Raw genomic sequence first — 21,844 nt, 5'->3', positions numbered from 1 at the left:
GAATAGATGTGGATGATGAATTCCAGCTACGCTCGACCCGTGCGCTTGAGCACCCCTGAGGTTAGTAGTAGTAGCTGAATATGTTTGAACATAGCACTCATCACCGAAGAAGAATCCGTTAACAACGCTATACCAATAACGGGAATCGATGATGGTGTCAATATTAGCGATACCGATAACAAAAGACAGCTTGTGGGGTTGATAAGGTTGTCATCTTGTTGTGTGGTTTTTTATGTTGTTATTTAGCTCTTAATCTGGGTTTTAGTTCTTGTTTTTTAATTTTTATTGGTTTTTATGTCTCATGTTGGCGGTGGGTATTTTTTGCAGAAAAAGGGGTAATAATGATGTCATCTGTTCATCTCAACATAGTGCATGCTAGTGCAATGGTGTGACATGGCATTAACGGAGACGTAGCCGGACCATGAAGGCGGCAACCCGGTTCAAACCGTGATTTGGTCTGACTTCAGGCTCGAAACTGGCCCCGTTTTCCGTATGGCGTCCGTGCTATAAAAACGCTGAGAGCTCTGCCTGGGCATGGTCGGACGTCGCTTTTTATAAAGCTCGTAGACAAGTGATTTAAAGCAGGTTAAGGTGATTTTTGATCCTTTTTCTGCCTATTTATATGCTGTGTGGCAGAAGTATTTGTTTCATAAAGATAAAAAACTGTTCACTTTGCCATATTACTTCAGTTCGACCGGGCTGTTCAGGCTGCGGAAGATGACAAGGTGAATGGAGTACAAGCCTGGAGGGCTTATCATGGAGATGTTATCAGGCGCGGAAATGGTAGTGCGGGCGCTGGAAGATCAGGGAGTCGAGCATATATTCGGTTACCCCGGCGGTTCAGTGCTTGATATCTATGACGCCTTATTTGAAAACGGCAAGATGGAACACGTGCTGGTTCGTCACGAACAGGCGGCCGTGCACATGGCCGATGGCTATACCCGCGCCACCGGCAAGGTGGGTACCGTGCTGGTCACCTCGGGCCCGGGGGCGACCAACTGCATTACCGGTATTGCCACCGCCTACATGGACTCCATTCCCATGGTTGTCCTGTCCGGCCAGGTGCCTACCTTCTATATCGGTGACGATGCCTTCCAGGAGACCGACATGATCGGTATCTCGCGGCCCATCGTGAAGCACAGCTTCCTGTGCAAGACCGCCGCAGATATTCCACTGGCAATCAAGAAAGCCTATTACATCGCGGCCACCGGGCGCCCCGGCCCGGTGGTGGTGGATCTGCCCAAAGATGTGCAGAATCCGAAAGAAAAGCATCCCTATGTGTACCCCAGCTCGGTGGAAATGCGCTCCTACAGTCCGACCGGTGTCGGGCATAAAGGCCAGATCAAGAAGGCGATGAAAGCCCTGGCCGATGCCAAGCGTCCTGTCATGTACGTGGGTGGTGGTGCCGTTACCGCCGAAGCCAGTGCCCTGGTGGTTCAGCTGGCCGAGTTGTTCAATCTGCCGGTGACCAACACCCTGATGGGCCTGGGTGCCATGCCCGGTACTCACAAGCAGTTTGTCGGTATGCTCGGCATGCATGGTACCTATGAAGCCAACAAGACCATGCATAACTCGGATCTGATTCTGGCCATCGGTGCCCGTTTCGACGACCGGGTGACCAACAACGTCGAGAAGTTTTGTCCGCACGCCACCATAGTGCATGTGGATATAGATCCGACCTCGATTTCCAAGAATATCAAAACCCATATTCCCATCGTGGGCTCCGCCGATACGGTGCTGGCGCAAATGCTGGAAGCCATTCGCGAGCTGGGTCTGAAAACCGACCCGCAGGCGATGAGCGACTGGTGGGAGCAAATCGAGCAGTGGCGCGCCCGTCAGTGCCTGAGCTTTGAAACCAGCGAGCAGTACATCAAGCCGCAACAGGTGATCCAGTCGGTCTATCGCATCACCAAGGGCGAGGCCATGGTCAGCTCCGATGTGGGCCAGCACCAGATGTTTGCCGCCCTCTACTATCCGTTTGACAAGCCGCGCCAGTGGATCAACTCCGGTGGCCTCGGCACCATGGGCTTTGGCTTGCCGGCGGCGATGGGTGCCAAGTTGGCGCGTCCCGACGCGGTGTCGGTGTGCGTCACCGGTGACGGCTCCATTCAGATGAACATTCAGGAACTGTCCACCTGTATGCAGTACAACATACCGGTGAAAATCATCTCCATGAACAACCATGCTTTGGGCATGGTGAAGCAGTGGCAGAAGATGTTCTACGAGGGCCGTCAGAGTCACTCCTACATGGATTCTCTGCCCGATTTCGTCAAGCTGGCCGAGTCTTACGGTCATGTAGGGATTCGGGTTTCCGACCCGAAAGAGCTGGATGCGGCGCTGGAGAAATGCTTCTCCATGACCGACAAGCTGGTGTTTATGGATATTCAGATTGACCCGGAAGAGCATGTCTATCCCATGCAGATCAAAACCGGAGCCATGGATGAAATGTGGTTAAGCAAAACGGAGAGAACCTGATGCGGCGTATTATATCCCTGTTGCTGGAAAACGAATCCGGCGCCTTGAGCCGGGTAGTGGGGTTGTTTTCCCAGCGGGCCTACAACATCGAGACCCTGACGGTGGCGCCGACCGAAGATTCGACCCTGTCGCGGATGACCATCGTCACCACCGGTGATGATCGGGTCATCGAACAGATCACCAAACAGCTGAACAAGCTGGTGGATGTGCTCAAGGTCAGTGATCTGAGCGAAGGCGATCATATCGAACGGGAAATCGTGCTGGTCAAGGTACGCGCCGATGGTGCCAACCGCGATGAAGTCAAACGTACCGCCGATATCTTCCGTGGCCAGATCGTCGATGTGACCCCGCACCTGTATACGGTGCAGCTGGTCGGCACCAGCGACAAGCTGGACGCCTTTATTCGCAACATGAGTGAAACCACCGAAGTGGTGGAAGTGGTTCGCAGCGGCGTCTGCGGCGTGTCGCGCGGCGAGAAATCCCTGCGCGCTTGAGTCCCTGTTGCCTGATGTTGAAAAACCGCCTGCGGGCGGTTTTTTATTGCCTGACGAACGGCTTTCCTTGCGGCGAGCGAACTATGCTTGGGGCAGGAGGTGCCGATGCGTTACGGGTGGGCAGGAGGGGGGCTGCTTTGGTTGTGCCTGGCGTTGGTGCCGGCCCAGGCAGACAGCATGCGTTGCAACAACCGGCTGATCACCGACGGTGATCCCACCGCTCTGTTGTTGCTTTACTGTGGTGAGCCCCTGGTGCGGGAAACGGCCTGGCGGCATTATCGCAACCATTATGGCCGTTGGTACCAAGAGCCCGATGGCGAGCGCTGGACCTATCATTTTGGCCGTTATCAATTCATGCAAATTGTCACTATCAGAAGGGGAAAAATTGTCAGCATCGAAAATGGCCCCCGAGGCTGACCAGGTTTGTAGCTTAAATTTCTCTGACGGCGCGAGCGGGCTCCCAGCTGGTCTCAAAAATAGTTGACATCTGTCATCAGCAGTTGAAAATCAGAGCCAGATGTTTGGTGGGTGGGAGCCAGAAATGCCAGCGGAAAGTGGGACGGCCCGTTCCCTGAATAAAAGTGCAGCCAAAAATGCATTCAGCCGGCAAGACCGGCAGTTGCTGGATCTCCACGGCGTTCTGGTCGATGGTCTGGCCGAGATGTTCGGCAAGCACTGTGAGGTGGTATTGCACTCGCTGGCAGACCCGAATCGCTCGGTACTCAAGGTGGCCAACGGCGGCCTGAGTGGCTGTCAGGTCGGCGCGCCCATAGGCGAGCCGGCGCTTCGGCTGTTGCCCGAGCTTGAGCGGCAAGGGGAGGCGCAGTGGCTGACCTGCTTTACCCAGAGCCGGTTAGGTACCCCGATGAAATCCTCGGTCCAGCTACTGCGTGATCTGCAGGGCGAGGCCATCGGCCTTCTGTGCATCAATCTGCACCTGGGCGCGCCGTTTCACGAACTGATGGCCGACTTTCTACCCAGAGTGGCGGAGCGGGCCGAAGTGTCGCCGGAAAACTTCAACAACAACGTGGAAGAGCTGGTGACCCTGACGGTGGAGCGCACCATCGATGCCATCAACGCCGATCCGGATGTGGCCAACAACGCCAAGAACAAGCAGATTGTCACTACCCTCTATGAAAAGGGCATTTTCGACATCAAGGACGCCATTGCCATGGTGTCGAACAAGCTCAATATATCCAAACACACCGTTTATCTTTATATTCGACAAAAAAAACGCGATGACGAAGAACCATCGCCCCACCAGGAGAACCCATGACTAAAACAATCATCGCCACCGACCAGGCTCCCGCCGCCATTGGTCCTTATGTTCAGGCTACCCGCATCGGCAATATGGTGTATACCTCTGGCCAGATCCCGCTCGATCCGGTAAGCATGGATGTGGTTGAAGGCGGTATCGAAGCCCAGACCAAGCAGGTAATGGACAACCTGATGGCCGTGTTGGCCGAAGCCGGTGCCGATGCCTCCAGCGTGCTGAAGACCACCTGCTTCCTGTCCGACATGAACAACTTCCTGGCCTTCAACGAAGTCTATGCCAGCTATTTCACCCTGGGTGCGCCGGCGCGTTCCTGTGTGGAAGTGGCCCGTCTGCCGAAAGACGTGCTGGTAGAAGTGGAAGCGGTTGCCTACGTCGAATAAGTCTTGCCCGGGGCAGCCGTCGGTTGCCCCATTCTGTCCGGATCCCGTCATGAAACCAGCTTCCCTGCAGTTTGCACTCTTGGTCACCGGCCCCTGTTACGGTACCCAGTCGGCGGCGGATGCCTACCGCTTTGCGCGTGCCCTGTTGCAGCAGGGCCATGTGATCAATCAGATTTTCTTCTATCAGGAAGGCGTACATAACGCCAGCCAGCTGGTGCAGCCGGCCGGCGATGAAACTCACCTGCAGCAGGCCTGGGTCGAGCTGGCCGCCAAGCATGGACTGACGCTGGATGTTTGTGTGGCCGCCGCACTGCGCCGTGGTGTCAGCGACGAGCCGAGCGCGACTCAGGCCGGACTGGAACAGTGGAACCTGGCGGCGCCTTTTCGGCTCAGCGGGTTGGGCTCGCTGGCGCAGGCGGCGCTGAGTGCCGACCGGGTGGTGCAATTTTGAGTGGCGGTAACTTAACGAGTATATGCCGATGAACAAGGTCGCCTTTATTTTTCGAACGCCGCCTCATGGCTCGGCTTCCGGCCGGGAAGGACTGGACGCGGTGCTGGCTACCTCGGCGCTGAGTGAAGACATCGGCGTGTTCTTTATCGACGATGGTGTCTATCAGCTGCTGGCCGATCAGGACCCGTCCTTAATACTGGGGCGGCATTATGCGCCCACCTTCGGCCTGCTCGAGCTGTATGATGTCGACAACGTCTACATCAGCGCCGAGGCGCTGGCCGAGCGTGGCCTGCCGGTCGAACGGCTGGCCATCGAGGCGGCGGTGCTGTCACCGGCCGAATTGCAGCAACGGCTGGCGGATTACCCGGTACGGCTGAGTTTCTGAGGACCCCCATGCTACATACGGTAAAACACTCTCCCTTCGCGCGTCACGATCTGGAGCAGGTGCTGGCGCAGATGCAGAATGACGATCGGTTATTGTTATGGCAGGATGCGGTGATTGCGGTCACGGTACCTGCCTGGCAGACACGGTTACAGGCCCTGGCCGACAGCAGACGCCTCTATGTGATGCAGGAAGACCTGCAGGCGCGGGGGCTGACGCATGGGCTGGGTGAACCTGTTACCATGGCCGGGTTGGTCGAACTGGTGGCAAAACTGGGCAGCCCTCAGGCCTGGTGACGACTTTTGCACAAATCATGTGCCAAAAATTGTATAAATCTTGACTCGCCAGCACGGCAAGCATAGAATTTTGCGTCCCCGCTTTTGGGGATAGATTTTTCACAACTGTAGAACGATACTTTTCAGGAGCTGTTAATGGCAACAATTAACCAGCTGGTTCGCAAGCCTCGCCAACAAGCCGTAGCTAAAAGCAACGTGCCGGCGCTGGAAGCTTGCCCGCAGAAACGCGGCGTATGTACCCGCGTATACACCACCACCCCGAAGAAGCCGAACTCCGCACTGCGTAAAGTATGTCGTGTTCGTCTGACCAACGGTTTCGAAGTCAACTCCTACATCGGTGGTGAAGGCCACAACCTGCAGGAGCACTCCGTCGTGCTGATCCGTGGCGGTCGTGTTAAAGATTTGCCCGGTGTGCGTTATCACACCGTACGTGGCGCACTGGACACCTCAGGTGTTTCCGCACGTCGCCAGGCCCGTTCCAAGTACGGTGCCAAGAAGCCCAAGTCTTAATGGTTCTCCGTTAAGTAAGGCCAAACATTTTATTTTTTAACCTGTTGTGTTTTGGGTTATCCCTGAAGTTACGGAGAGTTTGCAATGCCAAGACGTCGCGTAATCGGCCAGCGTAAAATCCTGCCGGATCCCAAGTTCGGATCCGAGCTGCTGGCAAAATTCGTAAACATCGTAATGGTAGATGGTAAGAAATCTACCTCTGAAAAGATTGTTTACGGTGCTCTGGAAATCGTTGCTGACAAGACCAGCAAAGAGCATCTGGCGCTGTTCGAAGAAGCGCTGGACAATATTCGTCCTACTGTTGAAGTTAAATCGCGCCGTGTAGGTGGTTCTACCTACCAGGTGCCGGTTGAAGTACGCCCCGTGCGTCGTAATGCCCTGGCCATGCGCTGGTTGGTAGACGCCGCTCGTAAGCGTGGTGAAAAATCTATGGCTCAGCGTCTGGCTGGCGAGCTGCTGGATGCTTCTGAAAACAAAGGTTCTGCGGTTAAGAAGCGTGAAGACGTGCACCGTATGGCCGAAGCAAACAAAGCGTTTGCCCACTACCGCTGGTAATTGGATGGGTGCGGCATTGCCGCACCCGTTTGATTGCTTACTAAGGACAATCGACCTTAGCAAGAGGATATTATTGTGGCTCGTACAACTCCCATTGAGCGTTACCGCAACATCGGTATCAGCGCTCACATTGACGCCGGTAAAACGACAACCACCGAACGGGTGCTGTTTTATACCGGTGTAAGCCATAAAATCGGCGAAGTACATGATGGCGCTGCTACCATGGACTGGATGGAGCAGGAACAAGAGCGTGGTATTACCATTACCTCTGCCGCGACTACCTGTTTTTGGGATGGTATGGCGCATCAGTATCCACAGCATCGTATTAATATCATCGACACTCCCGGGCACGTTGACTTCACTATTGAAGTCGAACGGTCCATGCGGGTGCTCGACGGTGCCGTTATGGTCTACTGTGCCGTTGGTGGCGTTCAGCCCCAGTCTGAAACCGTATGGCGTCAGGCCAACAAGTATGCGGTTCCGCGTATTGCGTTCGTCAACAAGATGGACCGTACCGGTGCCAATTTCCTGCGGGTGGTTGAGCAGATCAAGTCACGCCTCAAAGGCGTAGCTGTCCCTGTTCAGCTGCCGATCGGCGCAGAAGAACACTTCACCGGCGTTGTTGACCTCATCAAGATGAAGGCCATCAACTGGAGTGAAGAAGACCACGGTACCACTTTTGTCTACGAAGACATTCCTGCCGACATGCAGGAATTGGCCGACGAATGGCATCAGAACCTGGTTGAGGCTGCAGCCGAGGCCAATGAAGAGTTGATGGACAAGTACCTGGAAGGCGGCGAGCTGTCGGAAGCGGAAATCAAAGCTGCTTTGCGTAGTCGCGTGCTGAACAGCGAAATCATCCTGGTCACCTGTGGCTCTGCGTTCAAGAACAAGGGCGTACAGGCGATGCTGGACGTGGTGATTGACTATCTGCCGTCGCCGGTAGAAGTTCACGCCATCAGTGGTTTGAAAGCAGACGGCGAAACGCCGGACACACGTCCGGCCGACGACGCCGCTCCTTTCTCTGCACTGGCGTTCAAGATTGCGACCGACCCGTTCGTGGGCAACCTGACCTTCTTCCGCGTGTACTCCGGTGTGGTTAACACCGGTGATGCCGTGCTGAACTCGGTCAAGGGCAAGCGTGAGCGTTTCGGTCGTATCGTCCAGATGCATGCCAACAAGCGTGAAGAGATCAAATCCGTTTGTGCCGGTGATATCGCCGCCGCTATCGGTCTGAAAGACGTGACGACCGGTGACACCCTGTGTGCCCCGAGCGCGCCTATCATTCTGGAGCGGATGGAGTTTCCGGAACCGGTTATCTCCGTGGCTGTTGAGCCCAGAACCCAGGCCGACCAGGAAAAAATGGGGTTGGCACTGGGTCGTCTGGCGCAGGAAGATCCGTCTTTCCGCGTATGGACCGACGAAGAATCGGGGCAGACCATCATCGCCGGTATGGGCGAGCTGCACCTGGATATTCTCGTTGACCGCATGAAGCGTGAATTCAAGGTAGAAGCCAACGTGGGTAAGCCCATGGTTGCCTACCGTGAAAGTATCCGTGACAGCATCGAACAGGAAGGCAAGTTCGTACGCCAGTCCGGAGGCCGTGGTCAGTTTGGTCATGTATGGATCAAGATCGAGCCGCAGGCAGAAGGCACCGGCTACATCTTCGAGAACGCCGTTGTCGGTGGTGTTATTCCCAAGGAGTACATCCCGGCAGTAGACAAGGGCATTCAGGAACAGATGAAGCAGGGCGTTCTGGCGGGTTATCCGATCGAAGACATCAAGGTCACTCTGTACGATGGTTCTTATCACGATGTTGACTCTTCTGAAATGGCCTTTAAAATCGCCGGTTCTATGGCGTTTAAAGCGGGCTTCATGAAATGTAATCCCGTGCTGCTTGAACCTGTGATGAAGGTTGAAGTAGAGACGCCGGAAGAGTATATGGGTGATGTTATCGGTGACGTGAATCGTCGTCGTGGTATCATCGAAGGCATGGAAGATGGCCCCTCCGGCAAGGTTATTAATGCCGTGTTGCCGCTGTCTGAAATGTTCGGCTACGCTACAGACCTGCGTTCACAGTCGCAAGGTCGTGCTTCTTACTCCATGGAGTTTGCCAAGTACGCCGAAGTACCTGCCAGCATGGCTGAAGCGATTATTGCTCGTAAAGGTTAACTAATCTTTGTTTAAACTCCCCATCCTTATAATGGGTGGGATCAAACTAGGAAGGACTAGTCCGTGTCTAAAGAAAAATTTGAACGTAACAAACCGCACGTAAACGTAGGTACTATCGGCCACGTTGACCACGGTAAAACCACTCTGACCGCTGCCATCACCAACGTGCTGGCCAAAAAGAACGGCGGTTCCGCCCGCGCATTCGACCAGATCGATAACGCTCCCGAAGAAAAAGCGCGTGGTATCACCATCGCTGCTTCTCACGTTGAGTACGACACTGACACTCGTCACTACGCTCACGTTGACTGCCCTGGACACGCCGATTACGTTAAAAACATGATCACCGGTGCTGCTCAGATGGATGGCGCTATCCTGGTTGTTGCTGCGACCGATGGTCCTATGCCGCAAACTCGTGAGCACATCCTGCTGGCCCGCCAGGTAGGCGTACCTTACATCGTTGTGTTCATGAACAAGTGTGACATGGTTGACGATGAAGAGCTGCTCGAGCTGGTAGAAATGGAAGTGCGCGAACTGCTGTCCGAGTACGACTTCCCGGGCGACGACATTCCGGTTATCCAGGGCTCTGCTCTGAAAGGCCTGGAAGGCGATGCACAGTGGGAAGAGAAAATCATCGAACTGGCCGATGCTCTGGATTCCTACATCCCCGAGCCCGAGCGTGCCGTTGACGGTGCTTTCCTGCTGCCGATCGAGGACGTGTTCTCAATCCAGGGCCGTGGTACCGTTGTTACCGGTCGTGTTGAGCGCGGTATCGTTAAAGTTGGTGAAGAAGTGGAAATCGTTGGTATCAAAGATACCATCAAGACTACTTGTACCGGCGTTGAAATGTTCCGCAAGCTGCTGGACGAAGGTCGTGCTGGTGAGAACGTAGGCGTTCTGCTGCGTGGCACCAAGCGTGAAGACGTTGAGCGTGGTCAGGTTCTGGCCAAGCCGGGTTCAATCAACCCGCACACCGACTTCGAATCCGAAGTATACGTGCTGTCCAAGGAAGAAGGCGGTCGTCACACTCCGTTCTTCAAAGGCTACCGTCCCCAGTTCTACTTCCGTACAACTGACGTGACCGGTACCATCGAACTGCCGGAAGGCGTTGAAATGGTTATGCCTGGCGACAACATCAAAATGGTTGTTAGCCTGATTGCTCCTATCGCGATGGAAGACGGTCTGCGTTTCGCCATCCGTGAAGGTGGCCGTACCGTAGGTGCCGGCGTTGTAGCCAAGATCGTTAAGTAATAACGTTTCTTGATTGCACGAAAAAGGAGGCTTCGGCCTCCTTTTTTCGTTTGGGGGCGCGACGGCAAACCAATAACATCAACATGTGCTAATGTTATTGGTTTGCAATCTGCGGTTAGCGATGTTGCTATCTGAGCCATTCAGTCAATTCACCGAGGTGTTATATGGACATCAAACCGGTTACTTCCTCTTTCTCGGTTGCCGACCAGGTGACCGCAGCCGATTTCTCGCAGCTAAAGGCGCTGGGTTACCAGACGCTGATTTGCAACCGGCCCGATGGTGAGGTTGAAGGGCAGCCGGCGGCGGAGGCTCTGGCGGCCGAGGCAAGAGCGCAAGGCTTTGACTGGCACTGGATACCCATCTCTTCCGGTCACTTTACCGATGAGGCGGTAGCCGACTTTGGTCAGGCGCTGGCCGGAAGCGAGGCGGTACTGGCCTTCTGCCGAACCGGCACCCGTTCCATTACCCTGTGGGCGCTGGCTCAGGCGGCTGAAAAGCCGGCGGCCGAGTTGCTGGGGCTTGCCGCCGCTGCCGGTTATGACCTGTCGGCTCTGGCACCGCGTCTGAGCGCCGCATCAGCCAAGCGCTAAGTGATGCAGCTGTTGCTTTCAGTCGGCTGCCAGGTGATGACAAGGCCACCCTGTGGCAGAATCCCGGGACGGTAGCGATTGTGATGTAGTCACCGGCTAGGCCCATGTTGGCCGAGTTGAGCGGCGACCCATTTCTGACCCCGTATCAGGCCTGGAGCGGGGTGACGATACAGCCTGAATATGTGATTCGAGGCGCTTTTTTCAACGAATTATGACTTGCATTGATAACTCATATCATTTAGATTTACCGCATTAACGCGGAGGGTTCATCAATGTATGTGTGTTTGTGCAAGGGCATTACCGACAGCCAGCTGCGTGCGGCGGTGGCAGAAGGCAACACCGAATTCAGAGATCTGAAACAGGAACTCGGTGTGGGGGCCCAATGTGGCAAATGCATCCCGGTTGCCCTGGCTATATTGGCAGAAGAAAATGCCAAGGCACAGCTTTACTATGAAGTGGCCTGAACCTCATCAACCCGCCATGAAAAGCCCCGCAAGGGGCTTTTTTGCGTTTGGGCAAAAGAATCAAAACCCGATTCAGTGTCTGTCCAGTTGCTTGTAGGCGTACTTGGGTCGGTTGTTGAGGATCAGGTGCTTTTGTTCGTCGGTCATGTTCGTGGGGTTCAAACCCAGCACCTTGAAGGTGAGCAGAGGCCGTGCGGCTATGGTAATCATCAAGGGCTTGATGGCGTTGAGGCCGGCTTCTCCGGGTTCACCGAAGGCATAGGTCAGAATGCCCTGCTCCAGCAGATTTTTGACGGCCGGTTCGGTGACCGGCAATTTTATGACGTTTTTCCGCTGCAGCACGAACTCGCGCAGCACCGCCTTTTCGCTGGCGTCCAGGTAGTCCAGTAATTCCTTCAGCAGCTTCTGTTGCATCAAGCGCTGCTTGCGATAAAACACATGCTGAAACAGCATAACGGCGGCGTGGGATAAAAAGTAAGACGCAGACGCCACCATACCCAATACAAACAGCAGCCGATAGTCATTCAGCCAGAGGCCGAAAGCACCGGAAAACAGCTGTTCTGGCAGCAGTGTCACCAGCATGCAGCTCAGCAGCAGCCAGCACATAAACCAGTTAAGCGGTGAAACCTGTCTTAAATCCAGCATCTTCTTCTCCACAATCCCGGACGCACCCGTCTGAAGTAGCAAGCATTAAAGCAAAGTGCGTGCCATGAGCCAGGCAAGTGCCATGGCGAGTATGACATCTGGCAGATATGAGGCTGGGCGGGTGGCTGTCGTGCAGGGGCTTGCTTGGCGTAAATAAGTGATAAATAAATTACCTTTACGTTAAGTGTGTACAAAATATCTTAACATTGTGTGTATTTTGTGTTTTATTAGTATTCAAATAACCTCTATTGTTACAGTAGACAGGGAGTCCAGGTAAATGAGTACAGTTACACTTGAACAGGCGCTGACCATCACACGTGGTGCCTTGCAGCACGCATTGGAAGTCTCTGCTGCGCCGCTCACCGTTGCCGTGCTGGATAATGCCGGCCGTCTGGTGTCGCTGCAGCGTCAGGACGGCTCCAGCCTGTTGCGCCCCGATATTGCCACCGGCAAAGCCTGGGGCGCGGTTGCGTTGGGCCGCAGTTCTCGCGGTCTGGCAGACGTGGCCGCCGCCAGACCGGCATTTATGGCATCCGTTAACGTAATGGCGGGGGGCAATATCATTCCGGCGGCGGGTGGCGTGCTGATCCGTGATGCACAGAACCAGATTCTGGGCGCGGTAGGCATCAGCGGTGATCAACCCGATGTCGATGAAGCCTGTGCCGTCGCGGGTGTCAAGCTGGCCGAGCTGGTAGCAGATTGCGCCTGAATCTCGGTTTCAGGCAGTCAGCCTGATAAGTAAACCTGTTGTTTTGGTCGAGGGGTAACCTTGGTTACTCGTTTCAGCGCTCACCAGTGTGGGCGCTTTTTTTTTGCGTTTTTTGCCGAACTACGACCGGAACTCGGGTATGGTTAGTCAATATCACTTCTTATTTTATGGCCTGGAGCCTGAAAATCAGTATGTCCCGGATCAGAGCTAAAAACGAAGAAATCATCATCCGCGCCGCCAGCCGTGTTTTTGCCGAAAACGGTTACGCCGCCACCAAGACCGCCGATATCGCCGTGCTGGCGGAGCTGCCGAAACCCAATATCTACTATTATTTCGGCAGCAAGGAAAAACTCTATCGCGCCGTGCTGGAGAGCGTGACCGAGCCTTTACTGGCGGCCTCGGCACCTTTTATCGAGTATCGGGATCCGGTCATGGCCCTGACGGCCTATATCAAATCCAAGCTGATCATTTCGAAAGACTACCCCTACGCCTCCAAGGTGTTTGCCAATGAAATCATGCATGGCGCCCCGCACCTGCCGGAAGACATCATAGCGCGCCTGAGTGAGCAGACCCGCACCCTGAGCGCCAAACTGACCGACTGGATGGGGCAGGGGTTGATGGCACCGGTCGATGCTCATCATCTGCTGTTCGCCATCTGGGCCTCGACCCAGACCTATGCGGACTTCAACTGGCAGATCACCATGGCACTGGGCAAGCAGGAGCTGGACGAGCAGGACTTCGAGCGGGCCGCTCAATTGATTACCCGGCTGGTGATTGGCGGCTGTGAGGTACAATCCCTGCCAACCACCTGATAACTACTTGCCTGTTACCTTGCGACCTTGATGACGTCAGTACCTTGTACTGACGTCATTTTTTTCATCTGTCATGACTTCTTTTCACCCGCCGTTATCCGGCGCCGTTCCCGCTACACTTTATATAAAGGACGAAAAAACTCGCCGCCGTAACCTGAGCACATGCCTGATAAATACTCATTGGTGACAATGGATTAACGGCCTGATGCAAGATTCAGGTTATCCGTCGGTAAAATATTTGTTGACTCTTTGGTCAGGTTTAACTTTAATTACACATGAAGATATTATTATTCCGCTGGTCGGTAATGTGTGCGATGTACTCGCTGAAGGAGGCAAGCCTTGATTAAGTTTCTGCTTAACCAGGAGGTGCGGGAGGAAAAAGACCTGTCGCCCAATATGACGGTGCTCAATTATCTGCGCACTCGCGTGGGTAAAAACGGCACCAAGGAAGGATGTGCATCCGGTGACTGCGGCGCCTGCACCGTGGTGCTGGGCGAGCGGGAAGGCGAACATATTCGTTATCAAACGGTGAACTCCTGCCTGACCTTCGTGTCGACCCTGCACGGCAAGCAGCTGATCACGGTGGAAGACCTCAAGTCGCAAGACGGCAGCCTGCATCCGGTGCAGCAGGCGATGGTGGACTTTCACGGTTCCCAGTGCGGCTTCTGTACTCCCGGCTTTATCATGTCGATGTTTGCCCTGAGCAAGAACAAGCCCTCGGCCGACCAGCACGACATTCTCGAAGCCCTGGCCGGTAACCTGTGTCGCTGCACCGGATATCGACCCATCGTCGATGCGGCCAGGACGATTGCAGAGCAGCCGCAGCTGGCCGATGATTTTTCCCGCTACGAGTCCGAGGTACTGGCCCGGCTCGATCAGATCCAGACCGATACCCTGGTTACCCTTAACGAAAACGGCAAGGTGTGCTATTCGCCCACCAGCAGTGATGAAGTGGCGGCGCTGCTGGTTCAGCATCCGGATGCCCGTCTGCTGGCCGGCGGCACCGACCTGGCGCTGGAAGTGACCCAGTTCTACCGCGAACTGCCGAAGATGATTTATGTGGGCAACGTGACCGACATGAAACAGCTGAAAGAAGACGACCAACAGCTGGTGATTGGCGCGGCTCGCAGCCTGAGCGACAGTTACGAGGCGCTGAGCCGGGTCTTTCCCGACTTCGGCGAGCTGCTGCACCGCTTTGCCTCCCTGCAGATCCGTAATCAGGGCACCCTGGGCGGCAACATCGGCAACGCCTCGCCCATCGGTGATGCACCGCCGGTGCTGATGGCGCTCGATGCCCGCCTGGTGCTGCGTAAGGGCGACCGGCGTCGTGAGGTGCCCGTCGAAGCCTATTTCCTCGGCTACAAGGTGACCGCGCTGGAAGAGGGCGAGTTTATCGAGCAGATCATAGTGCCCAAACCGACGGCCAATCAGCACTTCAGAGTCTACAAGTTGTCCAAAAGATTGGATGACGATATTTCCGCGGTGTGTGGCGCCTTCAATCTGACCATTGAAGACGGCGTGGTGACCGATGCCTGCATCGGCTTCGGCGGCATGGCGGCAGTACCCAAACGTGCCTCGGCCTGCGAACAGGCACTGCTCGGCCAGCCCTGGAATCACGCCACCGTCAAGGCGGCGATGCAGGCGCTGACCGGTGATTTCGAGCCGCTGTCCGACTTCAGGGCCAGCAAGGAATACCGCAGCAAAACCGCCAGCAACCTGCTCTACAAGTTCTTCATCGAGCAGCAGAGTCTGAAACTGGAAACCAGGGTGACGTCTTATGTCTAACAAGCCAATGAACACACTCACCATCGACGAGATGATGGAGCGGGTCAAACAGAGCCTGCAAACCGGCGTGGGCAAGAGAGTGCCCCACGACAGCGCCGCCATGCAGGTGGCCGGCGAGGCCCAGTACATCGACGACCGGCTGGAATTCCCCAATCAGCTGCATCTGTATGCTCGGCTGTCGGATCGGGCCCATGCCCGTATTACCAAACTCGATGTGGCTCCCTGCTACCAGTTTGACGGTGTAACCATTGCCATTACCGCCAAAGACGTGCCCGGCGAGCTGGATATAGGCCCGGTACTGGCCGGCGATCCGCTGCTGGCCGACGGCAAGGTCGAATACCTTGGCCAGCCGGTGCTGGCGGTAGCGGCGAAAGATCTGGGGACCGCGCGCAAGGCGGCGATGGCGGCCATTGTCGAATACGAAGATTTGCCGCCGGTGCTGTCGGTAGAAGAAGCGCTGGAAAAAGAGCTGTTCGTGACCGAAAGTCACAAGCAGCAACGGGGCGACTCCGCCGCCGGTCTAAAGCGCGCCAAGCATGTGATTGAAGGCAGCCTGCATATCGGCGGCCAGGAACACTTCTATCTGGAAACCCAGGTCAGCTCTGTGGTGCCCACCGAAGACGGCGGCATGATGGTGTTTACCTCCAGCCAGAACCCGACCGAGGTGCAGAAGCTGGTGGCCGGCGTGCTGGACGTGCCGATGCACAAGGTCGTGATCGACATGCGGCGCATGGGCGGCGGCTTCGGCGGCAAGGAAACCCAGGCCGCCGGTCCCGCCTGCATGGCGGCAGTAGTGGCGCGCCTCACCGGTCGCCCCACCAAGATGCGCCTGCCGCGGGTCGAAGACATGATGATGACCGGCAAGCGTCATCCCTTCTTCAACCAGTACAAGATCGGTTTCGACGATAGCGGCCGCATCGAGGCGGCGGAAATCATCGTCGCCGGTAACTGCGGCTATTCGCCGGATCTGTCGTCCTCGATTGTCGACCGGGCCATGTTCCACTCGGACAACGCCTATTACCTGGGTGACGCTACCGTTATCGGCCACCGCTGCAAGACCAACACTGCGTCCAACACCGCCTATCGTGGTTTCGGTGGTCCCCAGGGCATGATGACGATCGAGCATGTGATGGACGAGATCGCCTCGAAGCTTGGCAAGGATCCGCTGGAGATCCGCAAGATCAACTTCTACGGCAAGGACGACCGTAACGTTACCCATTATCACCAGCCGGTGGAGCACAATATCATTCACGAGCTGGTGGCGGATCTGGAGCTGTCTTCCGAATACGCCAGCCGGCGCGCGGCGATCAAGGCGTTCAACGCCCGGAGCCCGATTCTGAAGAAGGGCATCGCCATCACCCCGGTGAAGTTCGGTATTTCCTTTACCGCCACCTTCCTCAACCAGGCCGGCGCCCTGGTACACATTTACACCGATGGCAGCATTCACCTCAATCACGGCGGTACCGAGATGGGGCAGGGGCTGAACATCAAGGTAGCCCAGATAGTGGCGGAAGAATTTCAGGTGGACATCGATCGTATCCAGATCACCGCCACCAATACCGACAAGGTGCCCAACACCTCGCCCACGGCGGCGTCCAGTGGCACCGATCTGAACGGCAAGGCGGCCCAGAATGCGGCGCAGATCATCAAGCAACGGTTGATCGACTGGGCGTCGGGTCATTTTCAGGTCAGCCCGGAAGAAGTGGTGTTCAAGAACAACGTCGTGCGGGTGCGCAACCAGATACTGTCGTTCCAGGAATTCGTACAACTGGCGTACTTCAACCAGATTTCGCTGTCGAGCACCGGCTTCTACAAGACGCCGAAGATCTATTACGATCATGCCAGCGGATCCGGCTGTCCCTTCTACTACTTCGCCTACGGTGCCGCCTGCTCCGAGGTGATCATCGACACCCTGACCGGCGAATACAAGATACTGCGCGCCGACATACTGCACGACGTGGGTGACTCGCTGAACCCGGCCATCGATATCGGTCAGGTCGAGGGCGCCTTCATTCAGGGCGTGGGTTGGCTCACCACCGAAGAATTGGTGTGGAACGACAAGGGCAAGCTGATGACCAACGGCCCGGCGGGCTACAAGATACCGGCGGTGGCCGACACCCCCCTCGACTTCCGCGTCAAGCTGGTGGAAAACCGCAAGAACCCGGAAGACACCGTATTCCACTCCAAGGCCGTGGGCGAGCCGCCGTTCATGCTCGGTATCTCGGTGTGGTGCGCGCTGAAAGACGCGGTGGCCAGCGTGTCGGATTACCGGAAATATCCGCACATGGACTCACCGGCCACGCCGGAACGGGTGCTGTGGGCGGTGGAGCAGATGCAGGCGCTGGTGGAGCAGGATGAAGCCGTAACCGAGGAAGTGCTGGTCAAGTAACGCCGGGCATCGTCTGGTCAGGTTGCACCAGTTGGACAAAGGGTCCGCTCCGTCGACTCGCTGTGAATACGTCCGTGTACGCTCTCTGTTTCATCCCTGAAACAGAAGGTCGGCGGAGCAGATCCCTTTGTCCTCCTTCAGGCATCTGAGTGACCGATTGGTACAGCCGGCTCCGGCGCCCAGAGGAGGGTTGAGGGATCTGCTCCGCCGACCGTGACATGCCAGGGATGGCATGTCCGAGCCCCCAGGGATGGGTTTATGGCGTGTCGGAGGAGTAGACCCTTAATCCGACGTTTCTCCTGAGATAAAGCCTGCGTTTACTGTTGGTGGTAGAGGCGGTAGTAGAGGTGAAGTGATGTTCAAGGACAACTGGATTCAGGTGCTGGCCGAGCTGGAACGCAAGGGCGAACCCTGCGTGCTGGTGACTGTGGTCGAGCACAAGGGCTCTACGCCTCGCGACAGCGGTACCAAAATGCTGGTCACCGAGCAGGGATGTTACGCCACCATCGGCGGTGGCCACCTGGAATACAAGGCGTTGCAGCTGGCGCGTAACATGCTGCAGCAGGGTGAGCAGCAGATGAAGGTGGAACGCTTCAATCTGGGCGCCAGCCTGGGCCAGTGTTGTGGCGGCATGGCCACCATCATGCTGGAGCCTGTGGTGCGCGCCCGCCATCATCTGGTGCTGTTCGGCGCCGGTCATGTGGCCAAGGCGTTGGTGCACATACTGGCCACACTGCCGTTTCGTATTACCTGGATAGACGAGCGGGAGGATGAGTTTCCCACCGAGCTGCCGGCCGGTGTCAGCAAGCTAGTGAGCGATGATCCTGTGGCCGAGATCGATGGCCAGCCTGCCGGCAGCTTCTATCTGGTGATGACCCATAATCATCAGCTCGATCTGGAACTCTGTGCCCGTATTCTCAAGCGGGGAGATGCCCGTTACTTCGGTGTCATCGGCTCGCGCACCAAGCGCAAGCGGTTCGATTACAAGCTGAAAGAGCGGGGCTTTGACGAGGCGGCGCTGGCCCGGATGATCTGCCCCATCGGCCTGCCCGAGGTGATCGGCAAGCATCCGGCAGAAATCGCGGTGTCGGTGGCCGGCGAGTTGATTGCCGCCTATCAGCAGCCGGCGGCGTCCGCGACTGGCGGCACAGTTTCCGAGCGGGACGAGATTGCTGATGAGCCAGCCTCGGTACGACCGTAACCATACGAATTTTCAAGGAGAAGCCTTTACATGACGCAAGCGATCGCGTATCGCGCCGCCATTCTGCACTGCCTGGCCGATCCGGCCCGGGTCGGGCTGGACGCCAGCCATGCCTATTATGAAGACGGTGTGCTGGTGGTGGCCGACGGCCATATCTGCGATATCGGCCCGGCCGACCAGGTGTTGGCGCGCCAGCCGGCGAATCTTGAGGTGATCCGTTTTGAAAACAAGCTGATCACCGCCGGTTTTATCGATACCCATATCCATTTTCCCCAGACCGAGATGATCGCCTCCTATGGCGAGCAGTTGCTCGACTGGCTGAACAACTATACCTTTCCGGAAGAGCGGAAGTTCGCCGATCCCGCACACGCACGGCGGGTGGCGAGCTTCTTTCTGGATGAGCTGTTGCGTAACGGCACCACCACCGCCATGGTGTTCGGCACCGTGCACAAAGCCTCGGTCGATGCCTTTTTCAGCGAGTCCGAAAAGCGCAACATGCGGATGATCGCCGGCAAGGTGATGATGGACCGGCACGCTCCCGACTATCTGCTCGATACTCCCGAGTCCGCCTATGCCGACAGCAAGGCATTGATCGAGCGTTGGCACCACAAGGGCCGCCAGCTCTATGCGGTAACGCCACGCTTTGCACCCACCAGTACCGCCGATCAGTTGGCCGTGGCCGGTCGCCTGCTGCAGGAATATCCGGATGTTTATCTGCAGACGCACCTGTCCGAAAACAAGCAGGAAATCGAATGGGTGAAGGAGCTGTTTCCCGAGCGCAAGGGCTATCTGGATGTATATGACCATTTCGGTCTACTCGGTGAGCGTTCGGTATTCGCCCATGCGGTACACCTGGAGCAGGAGGAATGCGCGCGCATGGGGGAGACCGATTCGGTGATCTCTTTCTGCCCCACCTCCAACCTGTTTCTGGGCTCAGGGCTGTTCGATCTGCCCGGGATGGAAGCGCATCAGATCCGGGTCGGGCTGGGCACCGACGTGGGCGGCGGCACCAGTTTTTCCATGCTGCAGACCATCGCCGAGGCCTACAAGATCCAGCAGTTGCAGCAGCACAAGCTGCACCCGCTGAAGGCGCTGTATCTGGCTACCCTGGGCGGTGCCAAGGCACTCAGCCTGGACAACAAGATAGGTAACCTGGAGGTCGGCAAGGAAGCCGATTTTCTGGTGCTGGATCTCCATGCCACCCCCTTGATACAGGCGCGAATGAAAAATGCTCACAATTTGTTCGAACAATTATTCGTGCTGATGATGCTGGGGGACGATCGGGTGATTGCCGAAACCTATATTTATGGTGACTGCTGCTACCGCCGGCATTAAGTTCCAATAGAAACCCCTTCTCGGCCCGCTGCGGCTGTGCTGCGAAAAGCGCCCATTTCGGGCGTTTTTTGTGTTCAGTCACAGTCTTGACTATTGCAACTGTCGTATCGTGCAAAACCCAGTAAGATTGTATACGAGATTACAAAAATTTAACTAACAGGCAAGCATGCGGTATACCTTTTGTCGTATATGCAGGCCGTAACTGGAAACCCACAGCATGAGTTCACTCAGTCAACTGGAGCCGAGACCCGTCAAGTCGAGCTCAAATACCCAGGATGATATTGTTTACGAACATATCTTCGATGCCATTCTCGAACAGCGGCTGGCGCCGGGCACCAAGCTCAGCGAAGAAGCGCTGGGCGAAATCTTCGGCGTCAGCCGAACCATTATCCGTCGTGCTCTGTTGCGCCTGTCGCACGAGCAGGTCGTCAGCATCAGACCCAACCGTGGCGCCGTGGTAGCGGCCCCGAGTGTGGAAGAAGCGCGGCAGATTTTCGCCGCTCGCCGGGTGGTGGAGCTGGCGGTGATCGAGCTGGCGGTGAAACATGCCACGCCCGAAGGACTGCAGCGCATCCGTACCATGGTACAGGAAGAGCACGATGCCTTCGCTCGCGGTGACCGCGGCAAGGGCATTCGACTGTCGGGCGAGTTTCATCTGGAGTTGGCCCACATGGCCAACAACACGCCGCTGCTCAACTTTCAGCGCAGCGTCGTATCACAAACCTCGCTGATCATTGCCCAGTACGAAGTCGGCCATCAGGTGCACTGCTCCTTTAACGAGCATGACGCCCTGCTGAAGGCCATCGAGTCCGGTGATCCGCAACAGGCCGTCAACATGATGACCGAGCACCTGAACCATATTGAAGGCAAGCTGAACCTGGATAACGAGTCCGCGTCCACCGATTTGCATGTGGTGTTTTCCGGTGTGGTCAAGAAAAAGCCTGGCCGTAGCCGTTAATCCATAGTCGTTAAGCCATAGCCGTCAGGCCATGGTCGTTCATCTCCCCTGAGTGCGGAGCCGGTAGCAGGCTCCGCTTATCTTGTTGTTCTCTCTCGCTTTATTCCTCCGCCTCCGCTGTCTTGCCGTGGCGTTTTTGTCGTGCCGACACCCCGGTCAGGGGGTGGTCCAAGCCACGGCAGCCAACTGGCGCTACCGGCATGGCCGCCTTCCTCCTAATGTTGTGAACATGTAAACGGCAGTAGCAACTGCTGGATTTATGGTCATCGCACAGCCCGGACGGGGCTGCCAAAGGAGAATGTCATGTCAGCAGAAAATCAGAAAACCGTCGCCTTGCTTGAACAACTGTTTGCCGCCTTCAATCGTCACGATATCGAGGGCGTCATGGCCTGCATGAGCGAAGATGTTGTGTTCGAAGGTGCCGCCGGCACCGAAGCATACGGCACCCGTTTCGATGGTGCCGCCGCCGTGGCCGCCGCCTTCGTCAAGGTATGGACCACCTATCCCGATGTCAGCTGGCAGAACACCAGCCACTTTGCCGCCGGCGACAAGGGCGTGTCCCAGTGGACCTTCTGTGCCACCTGCCCGGATGGCAAGCGAATCGAAGCCGACGGCGTCGATATCTTTACCGTGAACGACGGCAAGCTGGTGCTGAAGCAGGCCTTCCGTAAAGACCGCCCGCTGCTGGATCCCAAGTAAACAACACCAGGGATTTCA

Annotated in this window: 23 protein-coding genes; 22 read left to right on the top strand and 1 reads right to left on the bottom strand. The window is 56.3% G+C overall.

Annotation, left to right across the window (positions count from 1 at the left end; genetic code table 11):
• The first annotated feature begins 756 nt into the window (after nucleotides 1-756).
• From Q0753_RS09320 to Q0753_RS09255, 14 genes are all read left to right on the top strand, one after another.
• On the top strand, nucleotides 757-2,475 hold the full coding sequence (locus tag Q0753_RS09320; protein WP_298719786.1) for an acetolactate synthase 3 large subunit: 1,719 nt from the start codon (nucleotides 757-759) through the stop codon (nucleotides 2,473-2,475).
• Entirely contained in the window at nucleotides 2,475-2,969 is a 495-nt protein-coding gene (ilvN, locus tag Q0753_RS09315; RefSeq protein WP_298719784.1) for an acetolactate synthase small subunit, read from the top strand. Before Q0753_RS09320 ends, ilvN begins: the two co-directional genes overlap by 1 nt.
• A gap of 105 nt (nucleotides 2,970-3,074) precedes the next feature.
• A complete protein-coding gene (locus Q0753_RS09310; protein WP_298719782.1) occupies nucleotides 3,075-3,386 on the top strand; it encodes a DUF2845 domain-containing protein in 312 nt (103 codons plus the stop codon).
• A 124-nt stretch (nucleotides 3,387-3,510) separates the two neighbouring features.
• Nucleotides 3,511-4,245: a PAS domain-containing protein gene (locus Q0753_RS09305; RefSeq protein ID WP_298719780.1), complete on the top strand. Its 735-nt coding sequence runs from the start codon at nucleotides 3,511-3,513 to the stop codon at nucleotides 4,243-4,245.
• A complete protein-coding gene (locus Q0753_RS09300; RefSeq protein ID WP_298719778.1) occupies nucleotides 4,242-4,625 on the top strand; it encodes a RidA family protein in 384 nt (127 codons plus the stop codon). Before Q0753_RS09305 ends, Q0753_RS09300 begins: the two co-directional genes overlap by 4 nt.
• 49 nt (nucleotides 4,626-4,674) lie before the next feature.
• On the top strand, nucleotides 4,675-5,076 hold the full coding sequence (tusD, locus tag Q0753_RS09295) for a sulfurtransferase complex subunit TusD (RefSeq protein WP_298719776.1): 402 nt from the start codon (nucleotides 4,675-4,677) through the stop codon (nucleotides 5,074-5,076).
• Between the two features lie 28 nt (nucleotides 5,077-5,104).
• The gene (gene tusC / locus Q0753_RS09290) at nucleotides 5,105-5,461 is read left to right on the top strand and encodes a sulfurtransferase complex subunit TusC (RefSeq protein ID WP_298719774.1); all 357 of its coding nucleotides are present in this window, start codon (nucleotides 5,105-5,107) and stop codon (nucleotides 5,459-5,461) included.
• 8 nt (nucleotides 5,462-5,469) lie between these two features.
• Complete coding sequence (gene tusB / locus Q0753_RS09285) at nucleotides 5,470-5,754, top strand: sulfurtransferase complex subunit TusB (protein ID WP_298719772.1); 285 nt, start codon at nucleotides 5,470-5,472, stop codon at nucleotides 5,752-5,754.
• Nucleotides 5,755-5,889: 135 nt separating this feature from the next.
• Entirely contained in the window at nucleotides 5,890-6,264 is a 375-nt protein-coding gene (rpsL, locus tag Q0753_RS09280; RefSeq protein ID WP_071474210.1) for a 30S ribosomal protein S12, read from the top strand.
• A gap of 84 nt (nucleotides 6,265-6,348) precedes the next feature.
• Entirely contained in the window at nucleotides 6,349-6,819 is a 471-nt protein-coding gene (gene rpsG / locus Q0753_RS09275; RefSeq protein ID WP_298719767.1) for a 30S ribosomal protein S7, read from the top strand.
• Between the two features lie 75 nt (nucleotides 6,820-6,894).
• Nucleotides 6,895-8,991 carry an elongation factor G gene (gene fusA / locus Q0753_RS09270; RefSeq protein ID WP_298719765.1) on the top strand — a complete coding sequence of 699 codons (2,097 nt, stop codon included), beginning with the start codon at nucleotides 6,895-6,897 and terminating at the stop codon, nucleotides 8,989-8,991.
• 63 nt (nucleotides 8,992-9,054) lie between these two features.
• The gene (tuf, locus tag Q0753_RS09265) at nucleotides 9,055-10,239 is read left to right on the top strand and encodes an elongation factor Tu (RefSeq protein WP_298719763.1); all 1,185 of its coding nucleotides are present in this window, start codon (nucleotides 9,055-9,057) and stop codon (nucleotides 10,237-10,239) included.
• A gap of 164 nt (nucleotides 10,240-10,403) precedes the next feature.
• Nucleotides 10,404-10,829 carry a TIGR01244 family sulfur transferase gene (locus Q0753_RS09260; protein ID WP_298719761.1) on the top strand — a complete coding sequence of 142 codons (426 nt, stop codon included), beginning with the start codon at nucleotides 10,404-10,406 and terminating at the stop codon, nucleotides 10,827-10,829.
• 272 nt (nucleotides 10,830-11,101) lie between these two features.
• The gene (locus tag Q0753_RS09255) at nucleotides 11,102-11,293 is read left to right on the top strand and encodes a bacterioferritin-associated ferredoxin (protein WP_298719759.1); all 192 of its coding nucleotides are present in this window, start codon (nucleotides 11,102-11,104) and stop codon (nucleotides 11,291-11,293) included.
• Between the two features lie 72 nt (nucleotides 11,294-11,365).
• On the opposite strand, the gene Q0753_RS09250 is transcribed toward Q0753_RS09255, so the two are convergent.
• Entirely contained in the window at nucleotides 11,366-11,938 is a 573-nt protein-coding gene (locus tag Q0753_RS09250; RefSeq protein WP_298719757.1) for a superinfection exclusion B family protein, read from the bottom strand.
• 277 nt (nucleotides 11,939-12,215) lie between these two features.
• Here Q0753_RS09250 and Q0753_RS09245 point away from each other — a divergent pair, with 277 nt between their 5' ends.
• The 8 genes from Q0753_RS09245 to Q0753_RS09210 all read left to right on the top strand — a co-directional run bounded on the left by Q0753_RS09245 (nucleotide 12,216) and on the right by Q0753_RS09210 (nucleotide 21,826).
• Nucleotides 12,216-12,647, top strand: a complete 432-nt coding sequence (locus Q0753_RS09245) for a heme-binding protein (protein ID WP_298719755.1) — start codon at nucleotides 12,216-12,218, stop codon at nucleotides 12,645-12,647.
• Between the two features lie 191 nt (nucleotides 12,648-12,838).
• A complete protein-coding gene (locus Q0753_RS09240) occupies nucleotides 12,839-13,459 on the top strand; it encodes a TetR/AcrR family transcriptional regulator (RefSeq protein WP_298719753.1) in 621 nt (206 codons plus the stop codon).
• Nucleotides 13,460-13,798: 339 nt separating this feature from the next.
• Nucleotides 13,799-15,244 carry a xanthine dehydrogenase small subunit gene (gene xdhA / locus Q0753_RS09235; RefSeq protein WP_298719751.1) on the top strand — a complete coding sequence of 482 codons (1,446 nt, stop codon included), beginning with the start codon at nucleotides 13,799-13,801 and terminating at the stop codon, nucleotides 15,242-15,244.
• Nucleotides 15,237-17,633: a xanthine dehydrogenase molybdopterin binding subunit gene (gene xdhB, locus Q0753_RS09230; RefSeq protein ID WP_298719749.1), complete on the top strand. Its 2,397-nt coding sequence runs from the start codon at nucleotides 15,237-15,239 to the stop codon at nucleotides 17,631-17,633. The genes xdhA and xdhB overlap by 8 nt, the downstream gene beginning before the upstream one ends.
• Nucleotides 17,634-17,988: 355 nt before the next feature.
• Nucleotides 17,989-18,834: a xanthine dehydrogenase accessory protein XdhC gene (gene xdhC / locus Q0753_RS09225; RefSeq protein WP_298719747.1), complete on the top strand. Its 846-nt coding sequence runs from the start codon at nucleotides 17,989-17,991 to the stop codon at nucleotides 18,832-18,834.
• A gap of 30 nt (nucleotides 18,835-18,864) precedes the next feature.
• Nucleotides 18,865-20,169: a guanine deaminase gene (gene guaD, locus Q0753_RS09220; protein WP_298719746.1), complete on the top strand. Its 1,305-nt coding sequence runs from the start codon at nucleotides 18,865-18,867 to the stop codon at nucleotides 20,167-20,169.
• Between the two features lie 217 nt (nucleotides 20,170-20,386).
• A complete protein-coding gene (locus tag Q0753_RS09215; RefSeq protein ID WP_298719744.1) occupies nucleotides 20,387-21,127 on the top strand; it encodes a GntR family transcriptional regulator in 741 nt (246 codons plus the stop codon).
• A gap of 303 nt (nucleotides 21,128-21,430) precedes the next feature.
• Nucleotides 21,431-21,826, top strand: a complete 396-nt coding sequence (locus tag Q0753_RS09210; RefSeq protein WP_298719743.1) for a nuclear transport factor 2 family protein — start codon at nucleotides 21,431-21,433, stop codon at nucleotides 21,824-21,826.
• The last annotated feature ends 18 nt before the right edge of the window (nucleotides 21,827-21,844 follow it).

Source organism: uncultured Oceanisphaera sp., assembly GCF_947495715.1.
In the GTDB taxonomy this organism is placed as follows: domain Bacteria; phylum Pseudomonadota; class Gammaproteobacteria; order Enterobacterales; family Aeromonadaceae; genus Oceanimonas; species Oceanimonas sediminis.
Note: the sequence above shows the minus strand (reverse complement) of the source record. Positions and strands in the feature narration are given on the sequence as shown.

What these genes read in the sequence shown, in the direction of transcription:
- Q0753_RS09320 (WP_298719786.1), top strand. Translation starts at nt 757, where the DNA reads ATGGAGATGTTATCAGGCGCGGAAATGGTAGTGCGGGCGCTGGAAGAT.
- ilvN (WP_298719784.1), top strand. Translation starts at nt 2,475, where the DNA reads ATGCGGCGTATTATATCCCTGTTGCTGGAAAACGAATCCGGCGCCTTG.
- Q0753_RS09310 (WP_298719782.1), top strand. Translation starts at nt 3,075, where the DNA reads ATGCGTTACGGGTGGGCAGGAGGGGGGCTGCTTTGGTTGTGCCTGGCG.
- Q0753_RS09305 (WP_298719780.1), top strand. Translation starts at nt 3,511, where the DNA reads ATGCCAGCGGAAAGTGGGACGGCCCGTTCCCTGAATAAAAGTGCAGCC.
- Q0753_RS09300 (WP_298719778.1), top strand. Translation starts at nt 4,242, where the DNA reads ATGACTAAAACAATCATCGCCACCGACCAGGCTCCCGCCGCCATTGGT.
- tusD (WP_298719776.1), top strand. Translation starts at nt 4,675, where the DNA reads ATGAAACCAGCTTCCCTGCAGTTTGCACTCTTGGTCACCGGCCCCTGT.
- tusC (WP_298719774.1), top strand. Translation starts at nt 5,105, where the DNA reads ATGAACAAGGTCGCCTTTATTTTTCGAACGCCGCCTCATGGCTCGGCT.
- tusB (WP_298719772.1), top strand. Translation starts at nt 5,470, where the DNA reads ATGCTACATACGGTAAAACACTCTCCCTTCGCGCGTCACGATCTGGAG.
- rpsL (WP_071474210.1), top strand. Translation starts at nt 5,890, where the DNA reads ATGGCAACAATTAACCAGCTGGTTCGCAAGCCTCGCCAACAAGCCGTA.
- rpsG (WP_298719767.1), top strand. Translation starts at nt 6,349, where the DNA reads ATGCCAAGACGTCGCGTAATCGGCCAGCGTAAAATCCTGCCGGATCCC.
- Q0753_RS09260 (WP_298719761.1), top strand. Translation starts at nt 10,404, where the DNA reads ATGGACATCAAACCGGTTACTTCCTCTTTCTCGGTTGCCGACCAGGTG.
- Q0753_RS09255 (WP_298719759.1), top strand. Translation starts at nt 11,102, where the DNA reads ATGTATGTGTGTTTGTGCAAGGGCATTACCGACAGCCAGCTGCGTGCG.
- Q0753_RS09250 (WP_298719757.1), bottom strand. Translation starts at nt 11,938, where the DNA reads ATGCTGGATTTAAGACAGGTTTCACCGCTTAACTGGTTTATGTGCTGG.
- Q0753_RS09245 (WP_298719755.1), top strand. Translation starts at nt 12,216, where the DNA reads ATGAGTACAGTTACACTTGAACAGGCGCTGACCATCACACGTGGTGCC.
- Q0753_RS09240 (WP_298719753.1), top strand. Translation starts at nt 12,839, where the DNA reads ATGTCCCGGATCAGAGCTAAAAACGAAGAAATCATCATCCGCGCCGCC.
- xdhB (WP_298719749.1), top strand. Translation starts at nt 15,237, where the DNA reads ATGTCTAACAAGCCAATGAACACACTCACCATCGACGAGATGATGGAG.
- xdhC (WP_298719747.1), top strand. Translation starts at nt 17,989, where the DNA reads ATGTTCAAGGACAACTGGATTCAGGTGCTGGCCGAGCTGGAACGCAAG.
- guaD (WP_298719746.1), top strand. Translation starts at nt 18,865, where the DNA reads ATGACGCAAGCGATCGCGTATCGCGCCGCCATTCTGCACTGCCTGGCC.
- Q0753_RS09215 (WP_298719744.1), top strand. Translation starts at nt 20,387, where the DNA reads ATGAGTTCACTCAGTCAACTGGAGCCGAGACCCGTCAAGTCGAGCTCA.
- Q0753_RS09210 (WP_298719743.1), top strand. Translation starts at nt 21,431, where the DNA reads ATGTCAGCAGAAAATCAGAAAACCGTCGCCTTGCTTGAACAACTGTTT.